25 protein-coding genes are annotated in these 25,009 nt (G+C 53.3%); 7 read left to right on the top strand and 18 right to left on the bottom strand.

From position 1 onward, the window contains the following. Nucleotides 1-2: 2 nt before the first annotated feature. Together dxs and yajO are read left to right on the top strand one after the other, a co-directional pair. Nucleotides 3-1,865 (top strand): 1-deoxy-D-xylulose-5-phosphate synthase, encoded by a 1,863-nt coding sequence (gene dxs / locus SK33_RS17640; protein ID WP_003021581.1) that lies wholly within the window; start codon nucleotides 3-5, stop codon nucleotides 1,863-1,865. A gap of 56 nt (nucleotides 1,866-1,921) precedes the next feature. Next, the gene (yajO, locus tag SK33_RS17645; RefSeq protein ID WP_048219496.1) at nucleotides 1,922-2,896 is read left to right on the top strand and encodes a 1-deoxyxylulose-5-phosphate synthase YajO; all 975 of its coding nucleotides are present in this window, start codon (nucleotides 1,922-1,924) and stop codon (nucleotides 2,894-2,896) included. Nucleotides 2,897-2,965: 69 nt separating this feature from the next. Here the strand turns inward: yajO and pgpA are convergent, their stop codons facing one another. The 6 genes from pgpA to nrdR form a co-directional block, all read right to left on the bottom strand. Continuing rightward, entirely contained in the window at nucleotides 2,966-3,484 is a 519-nt protein-coding gene (gene pgpA / locus SK33_RS17650) for a phosphatidylglycerophosphatase A (protein WP_003021578.1), read from the bottom strand. Further along, on the bottom strand, nucleotides 3,462-4,439 hold the full coding sequence (thiL, locus tag SK33_RS17655) for a thiamine-phosphate kinase (RefSeq protein WP_048219499.1): 978 nt from the start codon (nucleotides 4,437-4,439) through the stop codon (nucleotides 3,462-3,464). Before thiL ends, pgpA begins: the two co-directional genes overlap by 23 nt. A 77-nt stretch (nucleotides 4,440-4,516) precedes the next feature. After that, nucleotides 4,517-4,936 (bottom strand): transcription antitermination factor NusB, encoded by a 420-nt coding sequence (nusB, locus tag SK33_RS17660; protein WP_000801129.1) that lies wholly within the window; start codon nucleotides 4,934-4,936, stop codon nucleotides 4,517-4,519. A gap of 19 nt (nucleotides 4,937-4,955) precedes the next feature. Beyond that, nucleotides 4,956-5,426 carry a 6,7-dimethyl-8-ribityllumazine synthase gene (ribH, locus tag SK33_RS17665; RefSeq protein WP_003021575.1) on the bottom strand — a complete coding sequence of 157 codons (471 nt, stop codon included), beginning with the start codon at nucleotides 5,424-5,426 and terminating at the stop codon, nucleotides 4,956-4,958. Nucleotides 5,427-5,516: 90 nt separating this feature from the next. Continuing rightward, nucleotides 5,517-6,620 (bottom strand): bifunctional diaminohydroxyphosphoribosylaminopyrimidine deaminase/5-amino-6-(5-phosphoribosylamino)uracil reductase RibD, encoded by a 1,104-nt coding sequence (gene ribD / locus SK33_RS17670; protein WP_003021573.1) that lies wholly within the window; start codon nucleotides 6,618-6,620, stop codon nucleotides 5,517-5,519. 3 nt (nucleotides 6,621-6,623) lie between these two features. Further along, the gene (gene nrdR, locus SK33_RS17675; protein WP_003021571.1) at nucleotides 6,624-7,073 is read right to left on the bottom strand and encodes a transcriptional regulator NrdR; all 450 of its coding nucleotides are present in this window, start codon (nucleotides 7,071-7,073) and stop codon (nucleotides 6,624-6,626) included. A 153-nt stretch (nucleotides 7,074-7,226) separates the two neighbouring features. Between nrdR and SK33_RS17680 the strand changes: the two genes are divergently transcribed. Both SK33_RS17680 and SK33_RS17685 read left to right on the top strand, forming a co-directional pair. Continuing rightward, on the top strand, nucleotides 7,227-7,766 hold the full coding sequence (locus SK33_RS17680; RefSeq protein WP_003835973.1) for a DUF3251 domain-containing protein: 540 nt from the start codon (nucleotides 7,227-7,229) through the stop codon (nucleotides 7,764-7,766). 298 nt (nucleotides 7,767-8,064) lie between these two features. Then, nucleotides 8,065-8,928, top strand: coding sequence for a nucleoside-specific channel-forming protein Tsx (locus SK33_RS17685; protein WP_003021561.1), 864 nt, complete (start codon nucleotides 8,065-8,067; stop codon nucleotides 8,926-8,928). Between the two features lie 45 nt (nucleotides 8,929-8,973). Here the strand turns inward: SK33_RS17685 and SK33_RS17690 are convergent, their stop codons facing one another. The 7 genes from SK33_RS17690 to queA all read right to left on the bottom strand — a co-directional run bounded on the left by SK33_RS17690 (nucleotide 8,974) and on the right by queA (nucleotide 15,689). Continuing rightward, entirely contained in the window at nucleotides 8,974-9,666 is a 693-nt protein-coding gene (locus SK33_RS17690; RefSeq protein WP_003021558.1) for a helix-turn-helix transcriptional regulator, read from the bottom strand. A 23-nt stretch (nucleotides 9,667-9,689) separates the two neighbouring features. Beyond that, on the bottom strand, nucleotides 9,690-10,055 hold the full coding sequence (locus tag SK33_RS17695; protein WP_003021554.1) for a VOC family protein: 366 nt from the start codon (nucleotides 10,053-10,055) through the stop codon (nucleotides 9,690-9,692). A 168-nt stretch (nucleotides 10,056-10,223) separates the two neighbouring features. Continuing rightward, nucleotides 10,224-11,195, bottom strand: coding sequence for a protein translocase subunit SecF (gene secF, locus SK33_RS17700; protein ID WP_003021550.1), 972 nt, complete (start codon nucleotides 11,193-11,195; stop codon nucleotides 10,224-10,226). Nucleotides 11,196-11,205: 10 nt separating this feature from the next. Beyond that, nucleotides 11,206-13,053 (bottom strand): protein translocase subunit SecD, encoded by a 1,848-nt coding sequence (gene secD / locus SK33_RS17705; protein ID WP_075262492.1) that lies wholly within the window; start codon nucleotides 13,051-13,053, stop codon nucleotides 11,206-11,208. A gap of 27 nt (nucleotides 13,054-13,080) precedes the next feature. Beyond that, nucleotides 13,081-13,413 carry a preprotein translocase subunit YajC gene (yajC, locus tag SK33_RS17710; RefSeq protein WP_003021544.1) on the bottom strand — a complete coding sequence of 111 codons (333 nt, stop codon included), beginning with the start codon at nucleotides 13,411-13,413 and terminating at the stop codon, nucleotides 13,081-13,083. Nucleotides 13,414-13,435: 22 nt separating this feature from the next. After that, nucleotides 13,436-14,563, bottom strand: a complete 1,128-nt coding sequence (gene tgt / locus SK33_RS17715) for a tRNA guanosine(34) transglycosylase Tgt (RefSeq protein ID WP_003021535.1) — start codon at nucleotides 14,561-14,563, stop codon at nucleotides 13,436-13,438. A 55-nt stretch (nucleotides 14,564-14,618) separates the two neighbouring features. Next, on the bottom strand, nucleotides 14,619-15,689 hold the full coding sequence (queA, locus tag SK33_RS17720) for a tRNA preQ1(34) S-adenosylmethionine ribosyltransferase-isomerase QueA (RefSeq protein WP_003021529.1): 1,071 nt from the start codon (nucleotides 15,687-15,689) through the stop codon (nucleotides 14,619-14,621). A 90-nt stretch (nucleotides 15,690-15,779) separates the two neighbouring features. Between queA and acpH the strand changes: the two genes are divergently transcribed. Both acpH and SK33_RS17730 read left to right on the top strand, forming a co-directional pair. Continuing rightward, nucleotides 15,780-16,361 (top strand): ACP phosphodiesterase, encoded by a 582-nt coding sequence (gene acpH, locus SK33_RS17725; RefSeq protein WP_003021527.1) that lies wholly within the window; start codon nucleotides 15,780-15,782, stop codon nucleotides 16,359-16,361. 168 nt (nucleotides 16,362-16,529) lie between these two features. Next, on the top strand, nucleotides 16,530-17,132 hold the full coding sequence (locus SK33_RS17730) for a peroxiredoxin (protein WP_003021524.1): 603 nt from the start codon (nucleotides 16,530-16,532) through the stop codon (nucleotides 17,130-17,132). 121 nt (nucleotides 17,133-17,253) lie between these two features. Here the strand turns inward: SK33_RS17730 and SK33_RS17735 are convergent, their stop codons facing one another. The 3 genes from SK33_RS17735 to SK33_RS17745 form a co-directional block, all read right to left on the bottom strand. Further along, on the bottom strand, nucleotides 17,254-19,122 hold the full coding sequence (locus tag SK33_RS17735; RefSeq protein WP_003021520.1) for an amidohydrolase: 1,869 nt from the start codon (nucleotides 19,120-19,122) through the stop codon (nucleotides 17,254-17,256). Between the two features lie 21 nt (nucleotides 19,123-19,143). Next, nucleotides 19,144-19,689, bottom strand: coding sequence for an antibiotic biosynthesis monooxygenase (locus SK33_RS17740; RefSeq protein ID WP_003021516.1), 546 nt, complete (start codon nucleotides 19,687-19,689; stop codon nucleotides 19,144-19,146). Nucleotides 19,690-19,854: 165 nt separating this feature from the next. Continuing rightward, nucleotides 19,855-20,496, bottom strand: coding sequence for a hydrolase (locus SK33_RS17745; RefSeq protein WP_048219504.1), 642 nt, complete (start codon nucleotides 20,494-20,496; stop codon nucleotides 19,855-19,857). Between the two features lie 273 nt (nucleotides 20,497-20,769). Between SK33_RS17745 and SK33_RS17750 the strand changes: the two genes are divergently transcribed. Then, nucleotides 20,770-21,672, top strand: a complete 903-nt coding sequence (locus SK33_RS17750; protein WP_003021510.1) for a LysR family transcriptional regulator — start codon at nucleotides 20,770-20,772, stop codon at nucleotides 21,670-21,672. Here the strand turns inward: SK33_RS17750 and malZ are convergent. Next, nucleotides 21,666-23,483, bottom strand: a complete 1,818-nt coding sequence (gene malZ, locus SK33_RS17755; protein ID WP_048219506.1) for a maltodextrin glucosidase — start codon at nucleotides 23,481-23,483, stop codon at nucleotides 21,666-21,668. The two genes, SK33_RS17750 and malZ, sit on opposite strands and share 7 nt — an antisense overlap. A gap of 138 nt (nucleotides 23,484-23,621) precedes the next feature. Further along, complete coding sequence (proY, locus tag SK33_RS17760) at nucleotides 23,622-24,995, bottom strand: proline-specific permease ProY (RefSeq protein WP_032948680.1); 1,374 nt, start codon at nucleotides 24,993-24,995, stop codon at nucleotides 23,622-23,624. Nucleotides 24,996-25,009 lie beyond the last annotated feature (14 nt).

Raw genomic sequence — 25,009 nt, forward strand, 5'->3', positions numbered from 1 at the left:
CGATGAGTTTTGATATAGCCAAATACCCGACCCTGGCGCTGGTCGACTCCACCCAGGAGTTACGTCTGCTGCCAAAAGAGAGCCTGCCAAAGCTTTGCGACGAACTGCGCCGCTATTTGCTCGACAGCGTAAGCCGTTCCAGCGGGCACTTCGCCTCTGGTCTGGGCACGGTGGAACTCACCGTCGCGCTGCACTATGTCTACAATACCCCGTTTGACCAGTTAATCTGGGATGTAGGACATCAGGCTTACCCGCACAAAATACTGACCGGACGCCGTGATAAAATCGGCACCATTCGTCAGAAAGGCGGTTTGCATCCGTTCCCGTGGCGCGGTGAGAGCGAGTATGACGTACTGAGCGTTGGGCACTCTTCAACCTCCATTAGCGCAGGTATCGGTATTGCGGTTGCCGCTGAGAAAGAAGGCAAAGAACGTCGTACCGTATGTGTGATTGGCGACGGCGCTATCACCGCCGGGATGGCGTTTGAAGCGATGAACCACGCAGGCGATATTAAGCCCGACATGCTGGTTATCCTCAACGACAATGAAATGTCGATTTCAGAGAACGTTGGCGCGCTGAACAATCATCTGGCGCAACTACTCTCTGGCAAACTCTACTCCTCGCTGCGCGAAGGCGGGAAAAAAGTCTTCTCCGGCGTGCCGCCGATTAAAGAGCTGCTCAAACGTACCGAAGAACACATTAAAGGCATGGTTGTGCCGGGTACGCTGTTTGAAGAACTGGGCTTTAACTATATCGGTCCGGTGGACGGTCACGACGTACTGGGGCTTATCACCACACTGAAGAACATGCGCGATCTGAAAGGCCCGCAGTTCCTGCACATCATGACCAAAAAAGGTCGTGGTTACGAGCCGGCAGAAAAAGATCCAATCACCTTCCACGCGGTACCAAAATTCGATCCGTCCAGCGGATGCCTGCCGAAAAGCAGCGGTGGCCTGCCGAGCTATTCAAAAATCTTCGGTGACTGGCTGTGCGAAACCGCGGCGAAAGACAATAAGCTGATGGCAATCACCCCGGCGATGCGCGAAGGCTCCGGTATGGTGGAATTTTCACGTAAGTTTCCGGACCGCTACTTCGATGTGGCGATCGCCGAACAGCACGCGGTGACGTTTGCTGCCGGTCTGGCGATTGGCGGCTATAAGCCGGTCGTGGCTATTTACTCGACCTTCCTGCAGCGCGCCTACGATCAGGTGCTGCATGATGTCGCCATCCAGAAACTGCCAGTTCTGTTCGCCGTTGACCGGGCAGGAATTGTTGGCGCAGATGGACAAACCCATCAAGGGGCGTTCGATCTTTCCTTCCTGCGCTGCATCCCGGAAATGGTCATTATGACCCCGAGTGATGAAAACGAATGCCGCCAGATGCTGTTCACCGGCTATCACTACAACGACGGTCCAACGGTCGTGCGCTACCCGCGCGGTAACGCGGTGGGCGTAGAGTTGACCCCGCTGGAACAACTGCCTATCGGGAAAGGTATAGTGAGACGTCACGGGGAGAAAGTGGCAATTCTCAACTTCGGTACCCTGATGCCGGAAGCCGCTCAGGTCGCAGAGTCGATGAACGCCACGCTGGTCGATATGCGTTTTGTGAAACCACTGGATGAAACGTTGATCCTTGAAATGGCTGCCCAACACGAGGTGCTGGTTACCATTGAAGAGAACGCCATTATGGGTGGTGCTGGCAGCGGTGTAAACGAAGTGCTGATGGCCCATCGTAAGCCCGTCCCGGTGCTGAACATTGGCCTACCAGACTTCTTCATCCCGCAGGGAACTCAGGATGAAGCTCGCGCCGATCTGGGTCTGAATGCCGTCGGAATTGAGGCCAAAATCAAGGCCTGGCTGGCATAATCCTCTCCCCGCTCCTGCTATGCTTAATTCATCACGAGCTAAGCAGGAGTGGATTGATGAAATACAACATCTTAGGAAAAACCGACCTACGGGTCTCCCGCCTTTGCCTGGGCTGCATGACTTTTGGCGAGCCTAATCGCGGCAATCACGCCTGGACGCTACCTGAAGAAAGCAGCCGCCCGATAATCAAACACGCCCTTGAGGGCGGCATTAACTTTTTCGATACCGCCAACAGCTACTCCGCTGGCAGTAGCGAAGAGATTGTCGGTCGCGCGCTGCGTGATTTCGCCCGCCGCGAAGATGTCGTGGTCGCTACCAAGGTTTTTCACCAGGTTGATGATTTAGCAGAAGAATTATCCCGCGCACAAATCCTGCGCTCAATCGACGACAGCCTCAGACGTCTGGGTATGGACTATGTCGACATCCTGCAAATTCACCGCTGGGATTACAACACACCTATTGAAGAAACCCTTGAGGCTCTAAACGACGTCGTGAAAGCCGGTAAAGCGCGCTATATCGGCGCCTCCTCCATGCACGCTTCGCAATTTGCTCAGGCGCTGGCCTTACAGAAGCAACACGGCTGGGTGCAGTTCGTTAGCATGCAGGATCACTACAATCTGATCTACCGCGAAGAAGAACGCGAAATGCTGCCACTGTGCTACGAGGAAGGCGTGGCAGTGATCCCCTGGAGTCCACTGGCACGTGGACGCCTGACGCGCCCATGGGGAGAAACGACAGCACGTCTGGTTTCCGATGAAGTCGGTAAAAATTTGTACAACGAGAGCGATGAAAACGACGCGCAAATCGCCGCACGGCTGACCGGCGTCAGTGAGGAACTGGGCGTAACGCGCGCGCAGGTTGCGCTGGCCTGGCTGCTGAGCAAACCGGGTGTGGCAGCGCCGATTATTGGTACATCGCGCGAGGAACAGCTGGATGAGTTGCTCAATGCGGTGGATTTAACGCTGAAGCCGGAGCAGATTGCCGAGCTGGAAACACCGTACAAACAGCATCCGGTGGTGGGATTTAAATAAGTATTGGCGATGGCTAATTGTAGGCCGGATAATCATAGCGCATCCGGCCTACAACAGCCCCCAAAAGGGTTAAATGATACCTACCGGCCAGTGATGACCGATAAAATACAAAATTCCGGCAGAGAGTATTCCGGCCACAATATCGTCGATCATGATCCCCGTCCCGCCATGCACGTTGCGATCGAACCAACGAATCGGCCACGGCTTCCACATATCCAGAATACGGAAAATCACAAATCCGGCGGCAACCCACTGCCAGTCATTGGTCGGCAGCGCCATCAGGGTAATCCACATCCCGACAAACTCGTCCCAGACAATGCTACCGTGATCGTGCACACCCATATCTTTCGCCGTTTGATGGCACAGATAAACGCCGATACAGATAGATAACATCACCACCAGTGAATACAGCTGCCACGGTAGAAAGGTCATTAAATACCAAAAAGGGATCGCCGCCAGCGATCCCATCGTGCCAGGAACAATTGGGCTCAGCCCGCTGCCAAAACCGGTGGCTAACAGGTGCCACGGATTGCGCATACTCAGGCGGCTTTTGGCGACATCTTTTTTAAGGCGCGGCAAAATGGTCATATCCTTTCCAGTCAAACGTGACGAATTTTCCATCGCGCGTAAAGTGAATGCCTTCCACGTCTGCGCTCATCTGCCCAATGCAGGTAAACGCTGCGCCGAGATTTCCCAGCGCCACGTCCAGCGCACCACGGTTAATTTCCGGTACGGTAAAGCATAACTCATAATCTTCACCGCCCGAGAGCGCCCAGCGTAGGGCCTGTTCCGGTTCAACGTGCCGGGCGAATGCCGTGGAGTAAGGCAGCGCATCGACGTTAACCCGCGCGCCACAGCCGCTGGCATTAACGATATGCCCCAGATCGGAAATCAGGCCATCGGAGATATCGATAGCCGCACTGGCCAGATCGCGCAGGGCTTGTCCCTGTAAAATACGCGGCGTGGGACGCAGATGGCGTTTAAGCAGATAGTCTGCGTCTTTTGCATCTCCAACCTGCAACCGATTCTGTAAAATCGCCAGCCCCGCCGCGCTGTCTCCCGGCGTACCGGTAACATAAATCCAGTCCCCCGGCTTCGCACCAGAGCGTTTTAAGGCCCGCCCAATGGGGACGTAGCCATGGATACCCAACGTCATCGACAGTGGCCCACGCGTGGTGTCACCGCCAATCAGCTGCATATCATAGTAATTAAGGAGTTCAAACAGGCCATCGCTGAAGGCTTCAAGCCAGGCTTCATCAACGTCAGGTAACGTGAGTGCCAGCGTCAACCACGCAGGATCGGCCCCCATCGCCGCCAGATCGCTCAAATTCACCGCCAGTGCTTTCCAGGCGAGATCGGCGGGATCAATGTCGGGGAGGAAGTGATTGCCTGCCACCAGCGTATCGGTACTGATCGCCAGCGTCTGTTTTTCAGGGATATTCAGGAGTGCGCAGTCGTCACCAATACCGGTTTCGACATCAAGACGAGACGTTCTTACGCGGTCAAAATAACGGGCAATCAGGGAAAACTCGCCGCATGCCATACGTTATGCCTCAGCAGAAAAAAAAGAAAAAGCCGGGGACAGCGGAAACAGCTTCCACCATCCAGCCGGCCTCGGGATTACTTTTTGTTGGGGCGAATCACAGGTGCTGCTTTATCCAGTACGCCGTTCACGAATTTATGGCTATCTTCAGCGCCGAAGGTTTTCGCCAGTTCAATCGCTTCGTTGATGGCCACTTTGTACGGCACATCACTACGTTTAGACAGTTCAAACAGCGCAATACGCAGTACGGCTTTTTCTACCTGACCCAGCTCTTCTAACAGACGAGACAGGTAAGGCTTCATTAATCCATCCAGGTACGCGCTGTTAGTCGCCACCCCGGACAGCAGTTCGCGGAAATACAGAACGTCGACATCTTTAACGTCCTGTTCCGCCAGGAACTGGTATTCAACATCAGCGATGTCGTTCTGGGACAACTGCCAGGAGTAGAGCGCCTGGACGGCACACTCACGGGCGCGGCGACGAGCAGCAGGTTTCACGGATTTCCCCTTACAAAAATCAGGCCTTAATGGCTTTCAATACATTAATCATTTCAAGCGCAGTCAGTGCTGCTTCTGCGCCTTTGTTGCCGGCTTTAGTGCCAGCACGTTCGATGGCTTGTTCAATACTTTCGGTGGTCAGAACACCGAAGGCTACCGGAATGCCACTGTCCTGAGCGACATGCGCCAGGCCATTACTTGCACCGCCAGCCACATATTCGAAGTGCGCGGTACCGCCACGGATCACCGTACCGAGCGCAATCACCGCGTCGTATTTACCGGTTTTTGCCAGTGCGTCAGCGGCCAGCGGCAGCTCATATGCACCTGGAACCCAAACAACGGTAATGTTTTCATCTTTAACCTGGCCAATACGTTTCAGGGCGTCGATAGCCCCTTCCAGCAGGCTGTCATTGATAAAGTTGTTGAAACGCGCAATGGTGATGGCGACGCGAGCGTCCGGGGTAGCAACGTTAGCTTCAATAATGTTCATATTCTTCCTTCGGGTTCGATTTATGGCCCCGTAAGGGGGGCGGATTTTATCATAATATTCTGTGCGCTGCTTCCTCTAAATCAGAAAGCCTCACGCAGTCGTTAAATGCAGGCAAACGTCCGGGCCCACCTGGCGTATCTCATTGAATTTAAAATGGGGTGCGTCAGCCAGTTTCTCAAGGCCTGGAAGCACACATAATCCTCGCGCATCGCTGCCTAACAGTTTAGGCGCAACATACACGATTAGCTCATCGACCAAACCGGCCTGTAATAATGCCCCCGCGAGCGTTGGACCTGCTTCAACCCAAATACTGTTAATTTGCTGTTTGCCCAGTTGCATCATCAGCACCACCAGATCCAGATGCCCGTTATGTTCCGGCACCTTCAGGCTACGAACCGTCTCCGGCCAGCTACGAGGGTCGTCTTCAGTCCGGACAATCCAGGTTTCTCCAGGCTGTTGCACAATACGATGCTCCGGCGTGACCTGATTCTGGCTATCCAGAACAATGCGGATTGGCTGGCGCAGCTCTTCCTGCGGGTAACTCGCCTGAGTTGACTCCCCAAGCTCCGACCAACGCACGGTAAGCTGAGGGTCGTCTGCCAGCACCGTAGCACTGCTGGTTAAAATGGCATGGCTTTGCGCGCGCAAGCGTTGCACATCGCGGCGCGCCTGTGGTGAGGTAATCCACTGGCTTTCACCGCTGGCCATCGCCGTACGGCCATCAAGCGACGCGCCAAGCTTAAGCTGCAGATACGGGAATCCCGTACGCATGCGCTTGAGAAAGCCTTTATTCAGTTGCTCAACTTCGCTCATCATCAGCCCGTGGCTGACGTCGATGCCCGCCTGCTGCAAACGGTAGAGCCCACGTCCTGCGACTTGCGGATTGGGATCCTGCATCGCCGCAACCACACGCGATACCCCCGCCGCAATCAGCGCATCGCAACACGGCGGCGTGCGACCATGATGACTACAGGGTTCAAGCGTCACATAGGCCGTTGCCCCTTGCGCTTTTTCTCCAGCCATCCGCAGAGCATGAACTTCGGCATGCGGTTCGCCCGCACGGTGGTGATATCCTTCACCGACGATCTCCCCATCCTTCACAATCACGCAGCCCACGTTGGGGTTGGGGTGAGTGGTAAAACGTCCGCGCGCAGCAAGCTTCAGCGCACGCGCCATGTACAATTCATCCTGCATGGCTTAGTCCTGTAGGCGAGCAATCTCTTCGCCAAATTCTTTGATATCTTCGAAACTCCGGTAGACAGAGGCAAAGCGGATGTAGGCGACTTTATCGAGCTTTTTCAACTGCTCCATCACCAGGTTGCCAATCATCTTGCTCGGCACCTCACGCTCACCAGTCGCACGCAGCTGTGATTTGATATGGTTTAACGCCATTTCGACGTCATCCGCGCTAACAGGCCGTTTCTCAAGCGCTCTGAGCATGCCGCTACGCAGCTTTTCTTCATTAAAGGGTTCACGCACGTCGTTGCTTTTCACAACGCGCGGCATGACAAGTTCAGCCACTTCAAAAGTGGTGAAACGTTCGTTACAGACCAGACACTGCCGACGGCGGCGTACCGAGGAGCCCTCGCCTACAAGACGAGAGTCAATTACCTTAGTGTCTACGGCGAAACAGAATGGGCAATGCATACGGCGTCCTGTACCTCAGTGGTTAACAGAATCTATTTTACCCTGAACTGCCGTGACAACAAAGGCACTGCGCTTTTGAGACAAAGGATCGATGCCTTCGTGCTCAGTCCACACTACCATTATGCTATCGCGACAATGAAGGAAGTAATCACAATGACAAGACGTTACCTAAGAATTCTCCTGGTGGGAAGTCTCTTTAGTCTTAGTGCCTGCGCACAGCAAAGCGAAGTACGCCAGATGCATCAAAGCGTTAGCACATTGAATAAAGAGATGGCGCAGCTTAATCAGGAAACAGTAAAAATTACGCAACAAAATATGTTGAATGCAAAATCAACCAGCGGCGTCTATCTGCTACCGGGTTCCAAAACTCCGGCACGGCTGGACAGCCAGATTGGCACTTTACGCATGTCGCTGGTAAACATTGCGCCTAACGCTGATGGAACGCGCCTGACGCTACGGATTCAGGGTGAATCCAACACGCCTTTACCCGCCTTTAGCGCCACCGTCGAGTACGGGCAAATTCAGGGCACCACGGACAACTATCAGGAAGTGAACGTTCACAACCAGTTAGTCAACGCTCCGGCGAGTATTCTTGCTCCCAGCGACGTAGACATTCCGTTGCAGATAAATGGCCTCACTCCAGAGAGGTTAGGATTTGTTCGCATCCACGACATCCAGCCTGTTAGCCAATAAACTTTTTTGCGGAACGTTTTGTGCGTTCCGCAACATCACTCCGCTCCATTTTGTTACTCCCCTGACATAACCGATATTTCTGGTAAAACTTGGCAACATTCATGAGAGCCAGTACAATTCGCCGCCTAAAGTACGCAAACGTGAACGCAATCGATTACGTAAATGATAGAACTGTGAAACAAGACATATTTTTGTGAACAATGATTTTTATAATAGGCTCCGAAGAATTACGAAATATTTAGAAACGCAAATTGCGCATTTTTCACTCCCGAAAGGGATTTCAAACAGTGGCATACATATGAAAAAAACATTACTTGCAGCCGGTGCAGTGCTGGCGCTCTCCTCGTCTTTTACTGCCAACGCAGCAGAAAATGACAAACCGCAATATCTGTCCGACTGGTGGCACCAGAGCGTTAACGTGGTGGGTAGCTATCACACCCGTTTCTCTCCGAAACTGAACAACGACGTGTATCTGGAATACGAAGCATTTGCCAAAAAAGACTGGTTTGATTTCTATGGCTACATCGATATTCCGAAAACCTTCGACTGGGGTAACGGCAACGATAAAGGTATCTGGTCTGACGGTTCCCCGTTGTTTATGGAAATCGAACCGCGTTTCTCCATCGATAAACTGACCGGTGCTGACCTGAGCTTTGGTCCGTTCAAAGAATGGTATTTCGCCAACAACTACATCTACGACATGGGTGATAACAAAGCCAGCCGCCAGAGCACCTGGTATATGGGTTTGGGTACCGATATCGATACCGGTCTGCCGATGGGTCTGTCCCTGAACGTCTATGCTAAATACCAGTGGCAGAACTATGGCGCATCCAACGAAAACGAGTGGGATGGCTACCGTTTCAAAGTGAAATACTTTGTGCCGATCACCCAGGTTTGGGGCGGCCAACTGACCTACATCGGCTTCACCAACTTCGACTGGGGCTCAGATTTGGGTGATGACCCGAACCGCACCAGCAACTCTATCGCTTCCAGCCACGTCCTGGCGCTGAACTACGATCACTGGCACTACTCTGTGGTAGCGCGTTACTTCCATAACGGCGGTCAGTGGAAAGGTGGGGATACTCTGAACTGGGGCGAAGGCGACTTCAGCGCGAAATCTACCGGTTGGGGTGGTTACCTGGTCGTAGGTTACAACTTCTAATCCAGACAATTTATCGCAAACAAGCCAGCTTAACCGCTGGCTTTTTTATGGCTGGTCTTCACAGCGTACTTTACGTAAAAAGTCACTTAGCGAACGATCCGCAGATTCGCGAAAGTGCCTGTCGAGTGGCGTGATCTTCAGACATCGATCAACGCGAAAACAACGATAATCATCACGCTTCTCGCACCAGCCAACCAGCAGCCAGTGCTCGCCCCAGAAAAATAATCCCAGCGGCTGAACGTCGCGCCACGAGAGGTTCCCGGACTCATCGCGATAATGCAGCGCCAGCACCTGCTGAGCTGAAACCGCGCGATGTATGAGATCGAACGCACTGCGTGAATGCGGCTGATTACCAAAATCTGGCGCGAAAATCCGCGTTTGCTCGGCTCTGCGCCGACTCTCTGGCGGCAATATCGCCAACACTTTTTCCTGTGCTGATTCCAGCGCCTGTGAGAGTGAATCCCCACCCCATGTTTTCAACAACCGAATCGCTACCATCAACGCTTCTGATTCGTGCTGGGTTAACATCAACGGCGGCAGATCAAACCCCGCCATTAAGCGGTATCCACTGCCCACTTCGCCTTCAATGGGCACGCCGGATAAAGAGAGATCGCGGATATCGCGATAAATCGTCCGTTCAGAAACTTCAAGACGTTCTGCCAGCAGCGCCGCCGTTGTCACTCGCCTGCCACGCAGGATTTGTACAATCTGAAACAAGCGGTCGGCGCGTCTGCTCATTTTAATCCTCAGTGCTGAAAATATTACGCGGGTTGATGTAAACCAACACGATTGCCTTCGCTGTCAGTAAATAGCGCAATCGTACCAATGTCCTGCCCCAGTTCGAGTGGGCCAAACACACACTGACCGCCAGCAGTGGCGACGCGTTCAAGCGTTGCCGCCAAATCGTCCGTATGCAGATAAATAATAGCGCCCTGCGCTGAAGGAGTAATACCGTCAAATTTAGCCAGCGCCCCGCCGGGAGCGGGATCCTGATGCGGAAATACGGCCAGCTCAGCGCAGTCCATATTTTCCCGACGCAAAGAAACCTGCATCACTGGTTCATAAAAAGCGATGGCGCGATCCATTTGTGCTACAGGAATTTCAAACCAATTAATTACGTTGCTCATACTTCCTCCTGCCTGTGTGGGTAATCTCAGAAGGACTATAAGACAGGGCTACTGACAGCATACTGTCAGTAGTGTGGCAACAGGAAAAGATAATTGCCTGTCGCTAATTCACAGGCAAAAAAAATCCCGACCTTACGATCGGGATTCCAGTATCTTCACTCTTAATGGTTAAGGAAGAATCGACGGTTGATCCGCCCCTTCTTTCTCGACCTTCTGCTGCAGCATGTGCTCACGCTTCATACCCAGCTTCAGCGCCAGCGCCGATGCCACGTAGATAGAGGATGCGGTACCGATGGAAACACCGATCAGCATCGTCAGCGAGAAGCCTTCCAGTACCGGACCACCGAACAGGAACAGCATCAGAATAACCATCAACGTTGTACCGGACGTAATCAACGTACGGTGCAGCGTTTGAGTCAGTGACACGTTAAAGATTTCGTAAGGCGTACCGCGACGAATTTTGCGGAAGTTTTCACGAATACGGTCAGATACAACGATACTATCGTTCAGCGAGTAACCGATTACCGACATCAGTGATGCGACGATCGTCAGGTCAATCTCGATATGGAACAACGACAGGATCCCAAGTGTGATAATCACGTCGTGCGCCAGAGCGATAACCACCCCCGCAGCCAGTCGCCACTCAAAGCGGAAACCGACGTACACCAGGATGGAGATCAGCGCCGCCATTAGCGCCATCGCACCGGTTTGCGCCAGATCAGCCCCCACGCTCGGACCCACGAATTCAATTCGCTTCACCGCGGCGTTTTGGTTAGTGGATTCGTTAATCACACTCAACACTTTGCTGCCCAGCACCTGACCGCCGTCTGCACCTTCAGTTGGCGGCATACGTACCATAATGTCGTGGCTGCTGCCGAAGTTCTGCAGAAGCGGATCAACGAAGCCCGCTTTCTCCAGTGCATCGCGCATCACGTCCATATCGGCCGGTTTTTCCAGCGTGATTTCAATAACCGTACCACCGGTGAAATCGAGACCCCAGTTAAACCCGCGTACGCCCATCACCACGATGGCCGCAATCAGCAGGAAACCTGAAATGCCGAAAGCCCAGTAGTCCCAGCGCATAAAGTCCCAGACTTTACGACCGTGGTTTAATTGTTCAACAGTATATTCCTGTGCCACTTCGCACTCCTCAGATTGACAGCTTTTTGACGCGCTTGCCGCCATACAACAGGTTTACGATGGCACGTGTACCGACAATCGCGGTAAACATCGACGTCGCCACACCAATACCGGTAGTAATCGCGAACCCTTTAATTGCCCCGGTGCCAACTGCGTACAGGATGATGACCTTGATCAGCGTCGTAATGTTCGCATCAAAGATGGAGCTAAATGCGCCCGCATAACCTTCGTTGATGGCCTGCTGCACCGAACGCCCGTTACTCAACTCTTCTTTGATACGTTCGTTGATCAGTACGTTCGCATCGACCGCGACGGCAAGGGTTAAGACAATCCCCGCAATCCCCGGCATACTTAGCGTAGCGCCCGGCAGCAACGACATAATACCGACAATCAATACCAGGTTAGCAATCAGCGCACTGGTCGCAATCAGACCGAACTTCTTATAGAAGAAGATCATGAACAGGATAGACACCACCAGACCGGCCAGACACGCTTCCAGACCCTGTTTAATGTTCTGCATACCCAGGGTTGGGCCGATGGTACGTTCTTCCACAATCTGAATCGGCGCAATCAACGCACCGGCACGTAACAGCAGAGAAAGCTGACGCGCTTCGTTCGGGTTGTTGATACCGGTGATACGGAAGCTGTTACCCAGGCGAGACTGGATATTGGCAATGTTAATCACCTCTTCCTGTTTCACCAGTACTGCACGACCGTTAGCATCTTTCTTACCGCTGTCTTTGTACTCCACGAACAGGGTCGCCATCGGCTTACCGATGTTGTCCTTGGTGAAGTTGGACATGATGTTACCACCCGCGCTATCCAGCGAGATGTTAACCTGCGGCTGATTGTATTCGTCCTGGCTGGAAGTGGAATCGGTGATATGGTCACCGGTCAGGATCACGCGCTTGTACAGCACAACAGGCTGACCTTCACGAGACTGTTTCACTTCCGAATCACCCGGAACACGACCCGATGCTGCAGCGGACTGGTCAACGTTGGTGTTTACCAGACGGAACTCCAGCGTCGCGGTTGCGCCCAGAATTTCTTTCGCACGCGCGGTATCCTGAATACCCGGCAGTTCGACCACGATGCGGTCAGCGCCCTGACGTTGTACCACCGGCTCAGCAACACCCAGTTGGTTAACACGATTACGCAGAATGTTGATGTTCTGCTGTACCGCGTACTCACGGGCTTCGCTCAGGCGCGCATCGGTCATTACAGCACGCAGTGCATTGCTGCCCTGGCTGGAAATAACCAGATCCTGGTGACGTTTGCTCAAGTAAGAGATAGCTTGATCACGGGCGCTGCTATCACGGAAAGTGATGCTCAGACCGTAGTTATCTTCTTTGCGAACGGTAGTATAAGGAATGCCTTTTTCACGCAGATCGCTGCGCAGGCTATCGATATTTTGTTCCTGCAACTTACTCAGCGCGGTATCCATATCCACTTCCATCAGGAAGTGAACACCGCCACGCAGGTCAAGGCCGAGTTTCATCGGTTCTGCATGAATGGCAGCCAGCCAGCGCGGGGTTGCCGGAGCAAGGTTAAGCGCCACGACGTACTGATCGCCCAGTACGCCCATTAATACTTCACGTGCGCGCAGTTGGGTATCAGTGGAGTCGAAGCGCGCGAGAATAGCACCCTCTTCCAGAGCCACAGACTTAGGTGTGATTTTATCTTCTTGTAACGTTTTCTGGACCTGGATCAGCGTTTGCTCACTGGCGGCGGCACCGCGCACGCCAGTGATTTGAACAGCCGGATCCTCACCATACAGGTTGGGAAGCGCATAGAGCAGACCGACGACAATAACGACGATCAGCATGACATACTTCCACAAAGGATAACGGTTTAACACGGCAGTTCCCTTTGGGAAAACAATAAATTACAGCGCCTTCATGGTGCCTTTCGGCAGAACGGCAGCTACGAAATCACGTTTAATAACCACTTCAGTGGTGTCGTTCAGCGCGATAGCGATGTAGCCAGATTCTGCTACTTTGGTCACGCGACCCACCAGACCACCGTTAGTCAGCACTTCATCGCCTTTCGCAATGGAGTTCATCAGATTTTTGTGTTCTTTGGTACGCTTTTGCTGCGGGCGCAGGATCATGAAGTAGAAAATCAGACCAAACACCACCAGCATCAGAATCAGAGACATCGGGCTGCCCTGCGCCGGAGCACCTGTTGCCGCTACCGCATCAGAAATAAAAAAGCTCATTCAAATTCCCTCATTATTAAAATTAATCAACGTTCACAGGTGGAACTGGTCTACCCTGACGTTGGTAAAAATCGGTCACGAAGCTCTCTAATTTACCCTCTTCAATAGCCTTGCGTAAACCCGCCATCAAACGCTGGTAGTAGCGAAGGTTATGAATCGTGTTGAGACGCGCGCCCAATATTTCGTTGCAACGGTCGAGATGATGCAAGTAAGCGCGCGAATAATTGCGACAGGTGTAGCAATCACACTCAGCATCGAGCGGACTGGTGTCGCTTTTATGTTTCGCGTTACGAATTTTTACCACGCCGTCAGTCACAAACAAATGACCATTACGGGCATTTCGCGTTGGCATCACACAGTCAAACATATCGATACCGCGACGCACGCCTTCAACCAGATCTTCTGGTTTACCGACGCCCATCAGGTAACGCGGTTTATCTGCCGGAATCTGCGGGCAAACATGTTCCAGAATGCGGTGCATATCTTCCTTCGGCTCACCGACAGCCAAACCGCCGACAGCGTAGCCATCAAAGCCGATATCTACCAGACCTTTGACGGAGATATCACGTAAATCTTCGTAAACACTGCCCTGAATGATGCCAAAAAGCGCATTTTTGTTGCCGAGGCTATCAAAACGGTCACGGCTGCGCTTCGCCCAACGCAGAGACATCTCCATCGAGCGTTTAGCATAGTCCCAGTCGGCCGGATACGGTGTACATTCGTCGAAGATCATCACGATATCGGAACCGAGATCGTATTGAATCTCCATCGACTTCTCGGGATCGAGGAAAATCGGATCGCCGTTGATCGGGTTACGGAAATGCACGCCTTGTTCGGTTATCTTCCGGATATCGCCCAGGCTGAACACCTGGAAGCCGCCGGAATCGGTGAGGATCGGCCCTTTCCACTGCATAAAATCGTGCAGATCGCCGTGCAGTTTCATGATTTCCTGCCCCGGGCGCAGCCACAGGTGGAAAGTGTTGCCGAGGATGATCTGTGCGCCGGTCGCTTCAACTTCTTCCGGCGTCATGCCTTTTACTGTGCCGTAAGTACCGACCGGCATAAAAGCAGGCGTTTCTACTACGCCACGATCAAAAACCAGGCGGCCGCGGCGAGCGCGACCGTCTGTGGTATCCAGTTCAAATTTCATCTTCACTCCTGCGTCAGAAAAACAGTCCGACGTTTTAAACACTCATGCCGGAAACTTATTCCCCGACACGCTCAGAAATAGCCTGCGGATTGTACGTGATAAACATCGCATCCCCGTAACTAAAAAAGCGATATTCCGCTTTTACCGCTTCATGATAGGCGTGCATGGTGTTTTTATAACCAGCAAATGCGGAAACCAGCATAATCAATGTCGATTCCGGCAGGTGGAAGTTGGTGACCAGAGCATCAATCACCTGATATTTATAGCCTGGATAAATAAAGATTTGTGTATCGCCGAAGAACGGCTCGATTAGATCGTTTTTGGCCGCCTGCGCCGCACTTTCCAGTGAACGTACGGAGGTGGTGCCCACCGCAATCACGCGGTTACCGCGCGCTTTCGCCGCCAGCACCGCATCCACCACATCCTGCGGCACTTCCGCATATTCGGAGTGCATAATGTGGTCTTCAATAGTGTCTACGCGCACCGGCTGGAAAGTACCCGCTCCAACGTGCAGGGTGACGAACGCCATTTCAATGCCTTTATCGCGCAGTTTAGCCAGCAGCGGATCGTCAAAATGCAGACCCGCGGTCGGCGCAGCGACGGCACCCGGTTTTTCGCTGTACACGGTCTGGTACAGCTCGCGGTCGGCGTCTTCATCCGGACGGTCGATATACGGCGGCAACGGCATATGGCCAATCGCGTTGAGGATATCCAGCACGCTGCGTTCGTCGTTAAACTCAACTTCAAACAGCGCGTCATGGCGCGCCACCATCGTTGCTTTAATGCTTTCGTCATCGCCCAGCAGCAGCTCGGCGCCCGGTTTCGGCGCTTTCGAGGCACGAATATGCGCCAGAATACGTTTGTCATCCAGCATACGCTCGACCAGCACTTCAATTTTACCGCCGCTGGCTTTACGACCAAACAGACGCGCAGGAATGACGCGGGTGTTGTTAAAGACCAGCAAATCGCCAGGGTTGAGCTTATCGAGCAAATCGGTGAAAGTACCGTGCGTCAGCGCGCCCGTCGGCCCGTCCAAAGACAGCAAGCGACAGCTACTGCGCTCAGCTTGCGGATAGTGGGCAATCAGGGATTCGGGTAGTTCAAAGGTGAAATCGGTAACGCGCATGACACTGACTCAGACTAAAATAAGAGGCGGGTAGTCTAGTGCCGGGGCGTTCTCCCTGCAACCTTTACCCCTCTGGATAAACATTTAACTATGAATTTTCTTGCACATTTGCATCTCGCTCACCTTGCCGACAGTTCGCTTTCCGGCAATCTGCTGGCCGATTTTGTCCGGGGTAATCCGGAAACGCACTACTCGCCTGATGTGGTAGAAGGCATCTTCATGCATCGTCGTATCGACGTGATGACAGATAACCTGCCGCAGGTGCGTGAAGCCAAAGAATGGTTTCGTAGCGAAACGCGCCGCGTCGCGCCGATTACGCTGGATGTCATGTGGGATCATTTTCTGTCGCGCCACTGGTCGGAGATCTCCCCTGACTTACCGCTGACGGACTTTGTGCGCTATGCCCGTACCCAGGTAACCACTATTTTGCCGGAATCGCCGCCACGCTTTATCAATCTGAATAACTATATATGGTCAGAGAAATGGCTTGAGCGCTACCGGGACATGGATTTTATCCAGAACGTCCTGAACGGCATGGCCAGCCGCCGTCCACGGCTCGATGCCCTACGCGACTCATGGTATGACCTCAATACGCATTACGATGCGTTAGAAGAACGATTCTGGCAGTTTTATCCGCAAATGATGGACCAGGCGCGGCGTAAAACCCTTTGATTGCAACCCGCATTCCCCGCCGGATAAGCCGTAGCCGTCATCCGGCAAAAGATTGATAGACAAAACCTGTCTCATTGATTGCCAGCGCCTCTTTGTCTTATTCACGAACACTCTCTATACTGGCCCGCGTTGCGTTCCAAAAACCCCTTAACATTGCAGGAGAATTATATGGTACTGGTAACTCGTCAGGCTCCGGATTTCACAGCAGCTGCGGTACTGGGTAGCGGTGAGATCGTTGAAAACTTCAACTTCAAACAGCATACCAACGGTAAAACTACCGTTCTGTTCTTCTGGCCGATGGACTTCACCTTCGTTTGCCCGTCTGAACTGATCGCATTCGACAAACGTTACGAAGAATTCCAGAAGCGCGGCGTTGAAGTTGTTGGCGTTTCCTTCGACTCTGAATTTGTCCACAACGCATGGCGTAACACCCCTGTCGACAAAGGCGGCATCGGTGCAGTGAAATACGCAATGGTTGCTGACATTAAACGCGAAATCCAGAAAGCCTACGGCATCGAGCACCCGGAAGCTGGCGTTGCTCTGCGCGGTTCTTTCCTGATCGACGCTAACGGCGTTGTTCGCCACCAGGTGGTTAACGATCTGCCGCTGGGTCGTAACATCGACGAAATGCTGCGCATGGTTGACGCGCTGCAGTTCCACGAAGAGCACGGCGACGTATGCCCGGCACAGTGGGAAAAGGGTAAAGAAGGTATGAACGCGTCTCCGGACGGCGTAGCAAAATACCTGACCGAGAACGTTTCCAGCCTGTAATTGGCATGAATCGACAAAAGGCCCGCTAGTGCGGGCCTTTTTTATTGTTCGTAGGTCAGGTAGGCGATTGCGTCACTCTCTGTAAGTATCACCCGCGACAATACGCTTATCCAAACCACAATTAAAACGCGAAGCAGGAACAGCCAAGCGCCCCCCAGAAAGCCCGGTCATCTGACACCGGAATGCCTGATTGACGCGCAATATCATGCTGATGACCGTGTACGCCACAGCTACCACAGCACTGATGCATCTGCACCATTGCGCCAATTTTTGCCGCAGCAGGCGGCGCTGAGCGATAGTGCCCCGGCACCTTCACCACCGGCGACCAGTCCGGCACAACCGGGATGGCTGGTGGTGCCAGCGGGGTGAAATGCCCTGCCGCATACACGACTTTGCCATCGACAATGGTCATCACTGACTCAATGCCTTTGATCTCTTCTTCCGCCACGTTGAAGTAATCTTTAGACAGCACCACCAGGTCGGCCAGTTGATCTTTCTCGATTCGCCCTTTCTTACCCTGCTCGCTGGAGAACCAGGCGCTGCCAGCGGTCCACAGTTCCAGCGCCACGTCGCGCGGCAAGCGGTTGTTATCATCGTACATCGCCATACCGCCAACGGTGCGGCCCGAAACCAGCCAATAGAGCGCGGTCCACGGGTTGTAGCTAGCCACACGGGTGGCGTCAGTCCCCAGCCCTACCGGAACTTCAGCCGCCAGCATTTTCGCCACAGGCGGCGTGTGTTTGACCGCATCTTTGCCATAACGATCGACAAAATATTCGCCCTGGAACGCCATTCGGTGCTGAACAGCAATCCCGCCGCCCAGCGCTTTAACGCGCTCGATATTCCGTTCAGTAATGGTTTCGGCATGATCGAAGAACCAGTGCAGGCCATTGAACGGGATATCACGATTCACCTTCTCAAACACGTCCAACATGCGGCTGATAGATTCATCGTAGGTGGCGTGCAGGCGGAACGGCCAGCGGTGCTCCACCAGGTGTCGCACCACGCGCTCCAGCTCATCTTCCATACCCTCCGGCAAGTCTGGGCGCGGCTGGAGAAAATCTTCAAAATCCGCTGCCGAAAAAACCAGCATTTCCCCGGCCCCATTGGCGCGGTAGAAGTCGGTCCCCTGCCCCGGTTTGAGCATATCGGTCCAACGTTCAAAGTCTTCCAGTTCCTGTTTTGGACGCTGGGTAAACAGGTTATAGGCAATACGCACCGTCATCTGCTTGTTGGCGTGTAACTGCTCAATGATCTCGTAATCTTCCGGATAGTTCTGGAAGCCGCCGCCCGCATCGATGGCGCTGGTCAGCCCCAGGCGGTTCAGTTCACGCATAAACTGGCGGGTCGAGTTAACCTGCATTTCCAGCGGCAGTTTTGGTCCTTTTGCCAGCGTCGAATAAAGGATCATGGCGTTTGGTTTAGCGATCAACATCCCGGTCGGGTTGCCGTTGCTATCACGCACAATCTCACCGCCCGCCGGATCCGGCGTCGCTTTGGTGTAGCCGACGGCTTTCAGCGCAGCGCGGTTCAGCAAAGCCCGGTCATAGAGATGCAGAACAAAAACCGGGGTATCCGGAGCAGCTTCATTCAGTTCTTCCAGGGTTGGCATGCGACGTTCGGCAAACTGGAATTCGCTCCAGCCGCCCACCACGCGTACCCATTGCGGCGACGGCGTTCTGTCCGCCTGGTCTTTGAGCATACGTAGGGCGTCCGCCAGCGACGGCACGCCTTCCCAACGTAATTCCAGGTTGTAATTCAGTCCACCACGAATAAGGTGCAGGTGCGAATCGTTCAGGCCCGGGATCACCGTATGTCCTTGCAGATCGACAACCTGCGTCCCTTCGGCAGCAAAGCTCATTACCCGCTCGTGGCTACCGGTCGCCAGGATCTTTCCGTTGGCAATCGCCACCGCCTCGACCTGCGGGCGTTGCCTATCGAGAGTATGAATTTTTCCGTGAGTCAGAATCAGTGTGGCAGTTTGAGACATAACAATCTCCTGAGATACCGGTCAGGCTTTTTTCAGCCATCCGGCAAACAGACGGGTTACGATGGGCATCCAGAACCAGACCACCAGCGCAACCACACAGGCATCATTGATGAGATGCAGGAGTAACGAGCCCTTCATTGCAGGCAGCACAATGCCGGTCAACCACGGCACCAGATTGGTGCTAGGAAATATCACCAGCAGGGTTATCAGAAACTGTTTCCAGCGTTTGGGCTGGCGTACATGGGGCGCTGGCGGCGTAAACCAGAATGCCGCTTCGGTACGAATTTCGGTTTTATCACCTTCCGCCAGCAGTGGGACGATCTCTTCCACCAACACGCGGCGTGTATCAGACTGGGTCCAGTTATACAGATGCTCAAGCGTGTCGAAGCGAATGATGATATTCCACAGGTTGTCGCCATCCGCAGGGCGAATCACGTTCGCTCCGAGATGACCGGGAAACTCGGCCGCTACCGGCATGATTTTCCCCAGCCACTGCTCATACCGCTGCGCCTGCTCAGGCAGCAGGGTGTGGGTAATCACCAACGTCACATGTTTGTTCTGCGCCATGAAGGGTTCCTTGTTGAGAGGAAACAGGCCGCTTAGGCCAGGAAAGCAATACACAAAACCATTCATGGTGCATCGAGGTTGTGGTTCCCCGGGAGCTTACATAAGTAAGTGACCGGGGTACGCAAGCGAAGCCAACAAAGATGCAGCATGAAGGATGGCGTGTATTTAGGCTTTACGTTCTGGCGCGCCATGCACCATGGTATAGGCATAATCCACGCCCATACCGTAGGCACCGCTGTGCTCACGTACCAGATCCATGACGGCGTCGTAGGTTTCTTTGCGAGACCAGTCGCGCTGGTACTCGAGAAGAACCTGTTGCCAGGTTACAGGTACGGCACCTGCCTGTACCATGCGGTCGATAGAACGCTCATGGGCATCCACGGACGTGCCGCCGGAAGTGTCGGTCACCACATATACTTCGTAACCCGCTTCCAGCGCCATCAGTGCCGGGAAAGTCAGGCATACTTCGGTCCACAGCGCGGAGATAATCAGTTTTTTACGCCCAGTCGCTTCCACGGCATTCACAAACGCCGCATCTTCCCAGGAGTTCATCGAGGTGCGTTCAATGGGTTTTACATCAGGATGAACCGCTAACAATTCTGGCCAGATATATCCGCTAAAACTTTTCGTTTCAACAGAAGTATAAATCACCGGAACATTGAATATTTTCCCGGCTTTCGCTAATGCCACGGTATTATTTTTTAAAGTCTGGCGATCGATATTCGCTACACCAAATGACATTTGCGGCTGATGATCAATAAAAATAAGCGTAGAGTTTTGAGGGTCAATCAGTTCCCGAATAGACATATCACACCTTCTTAATCAATAAGTTAAAAGGCAACGGTCTGTATCTGCCGTCAGCAGCAGGATCCTGAATCAGAAAGCTTGTTGAGTATAGCGGGAAATTTCTAACGAGTTATTAAAGAAAACTTACCATCCTGTGAAACTATTAATTCTGTGTTGAGATATATCCTAAACAACATCAAAAAAATGCGCATGATTCATCTAATTTATTCACTGGCATTGTTTTTCTTCATTCGGTACAACAGAAGAGTTTAATTTTCAGGATCTTTTCTGCTTATGCGCATTAATCTGGATGTTTTGCTTATTCTCGACGCACTCGACAAACAGGGTTCATTTGCCGCGGCGGCCGAATCGCTGTTTAAAACGCCTGCGGCACTCAGCTATATGATTCAAAAGCTGGAAAGCGACCTGAATATCGAGTTGCTTGACCGTTCCGGACACCGGGCTAAATTTACCGACACCGGACAGATGATGCTGGAAAAGGGACGTTTATTGCTAAGTGCGGCAAAAGATCTCGAAAAACAGGCGGTACAGCTGAGTTCAGGCTGGGAAAAAGAGCTGGCGATTGCGCTGGACGACTCCTTTCCTTTCGCCTCGCTGTTACCCATTATCGATGAATTTCACGCGCTGAATAAGCAAACCCGCCTCAGTTTTACCCATCATACGCTGGCGGGTTCCTGGGAAGAACTGACCCATAATGGAGCAGATATTATTCTGGGGGCGATTAATGAACCACCAACGTCAGCGGCCTGGTCCTACAAAATGCTCGGTACATTGGACAATGTGTTTGTCGTTGCGCCTGAGCATCCGCTGGCCGCAGCACCTGATGGCCTGACCAACGAGCAGTTGTGCCTGCATCGGGCGATTATTATCAGCGACAGCGCCCGCTTCTGCCATCCGTTACAAACTAATCTGATGGAGGAGCAGGCGCAGATCCGTGTCGATGACTTCCACAGTAAAGTGATGCTACTGCGAGCCGGCATGGGCTGCGGATTTCTCCCCCGCCATATTGCCAGCCCGTGGCTTGCTACGGGCGAGCTGGTGGAAAAAACGGTTATCTCATTTCGCCAAAAAGACGTGGCCTATATGGCATGGCGTAATAACCGTGATGGGCTGGCGCAGCGCTGGTGGCGAGACGCGCTGCTGGCAAGCCCGGCGATTGCGCACTTATATCAATGACCTGACCATACCGAGGCGGAAATCGCCGGCAACGTCAGGATATCGTCGGCAAGCACACCTTTGCCTTCTTTGTGCTGCCAATGACTCACGCTCAGTAATGGCGAGGCTGGCAGGACCACTTCACAAGCCTGACCACGGTTAATCGCCACTAACACGCGCTGGCGGTTTAGCACCCGTACAAACACCACCACGTTATCCTCGGCGTAAATCACCTGACAACCACCGTGGCGTAGCGCCTGGCTCTGGTGGCGTAATTTTGCCAGCCGCTGGTACAACGCCAGCAGGTTAGCGTCCTGTTTTTCAGGCTGCCATGGGAAAGGTTTGCGACAAAACGGATCGTTGTTGCCATCCAGCCCCACTTCATCGCCGTAGTAAATACAGGGCACGCCAGGCCAGGTAAATAGCCACACCACCGCCAGCGGTAAACGTGCGACGTCTTTACCGAGCAGAGACTTAAAGCGAGCGGTATCGTGGCTGTCGAGCTGGTTAAACATGCGCAATTGCTGCTGATGCGACAACCCCGCGCGGTAGTTATCCATCCACGCCATACAGGTCTGGGCGTCAATGAATTGCGGATCATATGAGATATCGGTATTGGCGAGGAATCCCCAGAGAGGGAAAGTAAAGCCGCGATAGTTCATGGCGGCATCTTCTGCGTCGGCCTGCAACCACTGGCGCGCATCGCCAAAATGTTCACCCACCACATACGCCTCTGGCTGGGTTTCTTTAGCCGCCTGCGTAATGCCGGCCACGTGTTGTAGGTTGTTACGCGCGCCTCCTGCCTCTCCCAGCATGTGCACCACATCAAGACGCCAGCCGTCCATACTCCACGGCGCTTTCAGCCAGTGACGGACGATACTGTCTTCGCCGCGATAAATTTCATTTACCAGGCTTTCCGAAGAGAAGTCCAGCTTGGGCAGGCTGGAATATCCCAGCCAGTCGAGCGCAACGCCGTCAACTGAGAAATGATACCAGTCACGCCAGGGGGATTCTGGGTTATGGCACGCCCCATCCGTTCCCCTACTATGCCGGTCAAACCAGGTGTGCGAATCGCCGCTATGGTTAAAAACACCGTCCAGAATCAAGCGCATGCCCTGCTGTTCGGTGTTGTGCCGCAGGCGCAGCAGCGCCGTGTCGCCGCCAAATTGCGGATCAACATGACGATAATCTTCGGTATCGTATTTATGCACGCTCGGCGCGGTAAACACAGGATTCAGGTACAGCGCCGTGACACCTAACGTTTTCAGGTACGGTAGCTTTTCGCTGATGCCGTCTAAATCACCGCCATAGAACGTGGAGCCACCGGCCTGAGCCGTAAGCGGTTCGTCCCATTCGCGCCGCACGATGTCGTGCCCGGCCGCGTGATGGTAATAGACGTTATCCTGGCCCGCTTCACGCGACTGGCTGCGGGCAAAACGGTCCGGGAAAATTTGGTAAAAGACCTGGTCAGCGACCCACTGCGGACCGTTATCCGGCACATCGACGGCAAACTGCTCCAGACGCGCAGGCGGAAAACGGCTGAATCCCTGTGGGGTGAACCACAACTGACGATCGAGCCAAAGTAATTTAAAGCTATAGCGTCGACGAGGCTGCCCGCTGGAGAGATCGATCGCCGCTCGCCACGCGGTCACGCCCGGCTGCGGCTGGCTGCGCTGCTTGTGCATAGCCAGAGAAATCTCTTCGTTATCGTTTTCTGCGCGTAGCGTCACCCGCTGGGGTGGATTTTCCCCCGTCAGCCATAATGTAATCGTCAGTTGATCTTTGTTTTGCTTAACAAATGGGGCAACCGGAAGGTGCCAGACGTTCAACATCACGTATCCCCTTTGATGATAATGACGTCACCTTGCCATAGCGAAGTGCAGGATCACTCATCATCTTAACGTTTATTGGGGGAGGAGTTCGGGGGAGGAGAAAATTGCCGGGTAACGCAAAGCTACCCGGCAAAAATATTACTGTGCTTCAGCCAGTTGGCGCTCGCGACGGCGCTTGAATCCCCAGCCGACCAGCAGCAGGACAATCCACGCAAAGCCAACGTACAGCGAAATGCGGGTATCCGGATGATAGCCGATAAGCGCGATGATAAAGACCAGGAAAATCAGGCCAACAATGGTCGTCGTTACCCCACCCGGTACTTTAAATTTCAGCGCTTTGACCTCTTCTGGCGGCAGACGACGACGGAAAGCAATCTGCGACAGCAGGATCATAATCCACACCCAAACCGTGGCGAACGTTGCCAAAGAGGCGATCACCAGGAAGACGTTTTCCGGCATGATGTAGTTAAGATAAACCGCAAACAGCAGCGCGATGGTCATCACCATCACCGTAACCCACGGCACGCCACGACGCGACGTCTTGGCAAACATTTTTGGGGCACTGCCCTGCTCCGCCATGCCGTGTAGCATACGTCCCACACCGAAGACGTCAGAGTTAATTGCCGACAGCGACGCAGTCAGAACCACAAAGTTGAGGATCCCGGCAGCAAAGGTAATGCCCATATGCTGGAACGTCATAACGAACGGGCTACCGTCGGTACCCACCTGGTTCCACGGGTAGATAGACATAATGACGAACAACGTCCCCACATAAAACACCAGGATACGCATTGGTACGGAATTGATAGCGCGCGGAATAGATTTTTCCGGGTCTTTGGCTTCGCCTGCGGTAATCCCGATAATCTCAATCCCGCCGTAAGCGAACATCACCATTTGCAGCGACATCACCATGCCGAGCCAGCCGTTGCTGAAGAAGCCACCATTGCTCCATAAGTTATGGATACCGGTCGGTTGCCCGCCGTTGCCAATCCCCCAAATGATGATACCGAAACCGGCGACAATCATGATGATAATGGTGGCGACTTTGAAGAACGAGAACCAGAACTCCAGCTCGCCAAACACCTTCACGCTCATCAGGTTGATGGCGCAGATAATCAGCACTACGCTGAGTACCCAAATCCAGTGCGGTACGGCCGGGAACCAGACGCCCATGTAAATACCAAAGGCAGTCACATCGGCAATGGCGACAATCAGGATTTCAAAACAATAGGTCCAGCCGGTGATATAGCCTGCCAGCGGTCCGAGGTTTTCCTGCGCATAGCGCGAGAAGGAGCTGGCTGCAGGGTTATGAACAGACATTTCGCCCAGCGCGCGCATAATAATATACGCCGCTACGCCGCCGATAATATAGGCCAGCAACACGCTTGGCCCCGCCATTTTGATGGCATCGGCCGAGCCATAGAACAGCCCGGTACCAATTGCTGAACCTAATGCCATAAAGCGGATGTGCCGGGTGCTCAGCCCACGCTTTAGCTTGTTATTACTTTCCATCGATTCCTAACCTG

It is taken from the genome of Citrobacter sp. MGH103, assembly GCF_001034475.2.
GTDB classification, from domain to species: domain Bacteria; phylum Pseudomonadota; class Gammaproteobacteria; order Enterobacterales; family Enterobacteriaceae; genus Citrobacter; species Citrobacter freundii.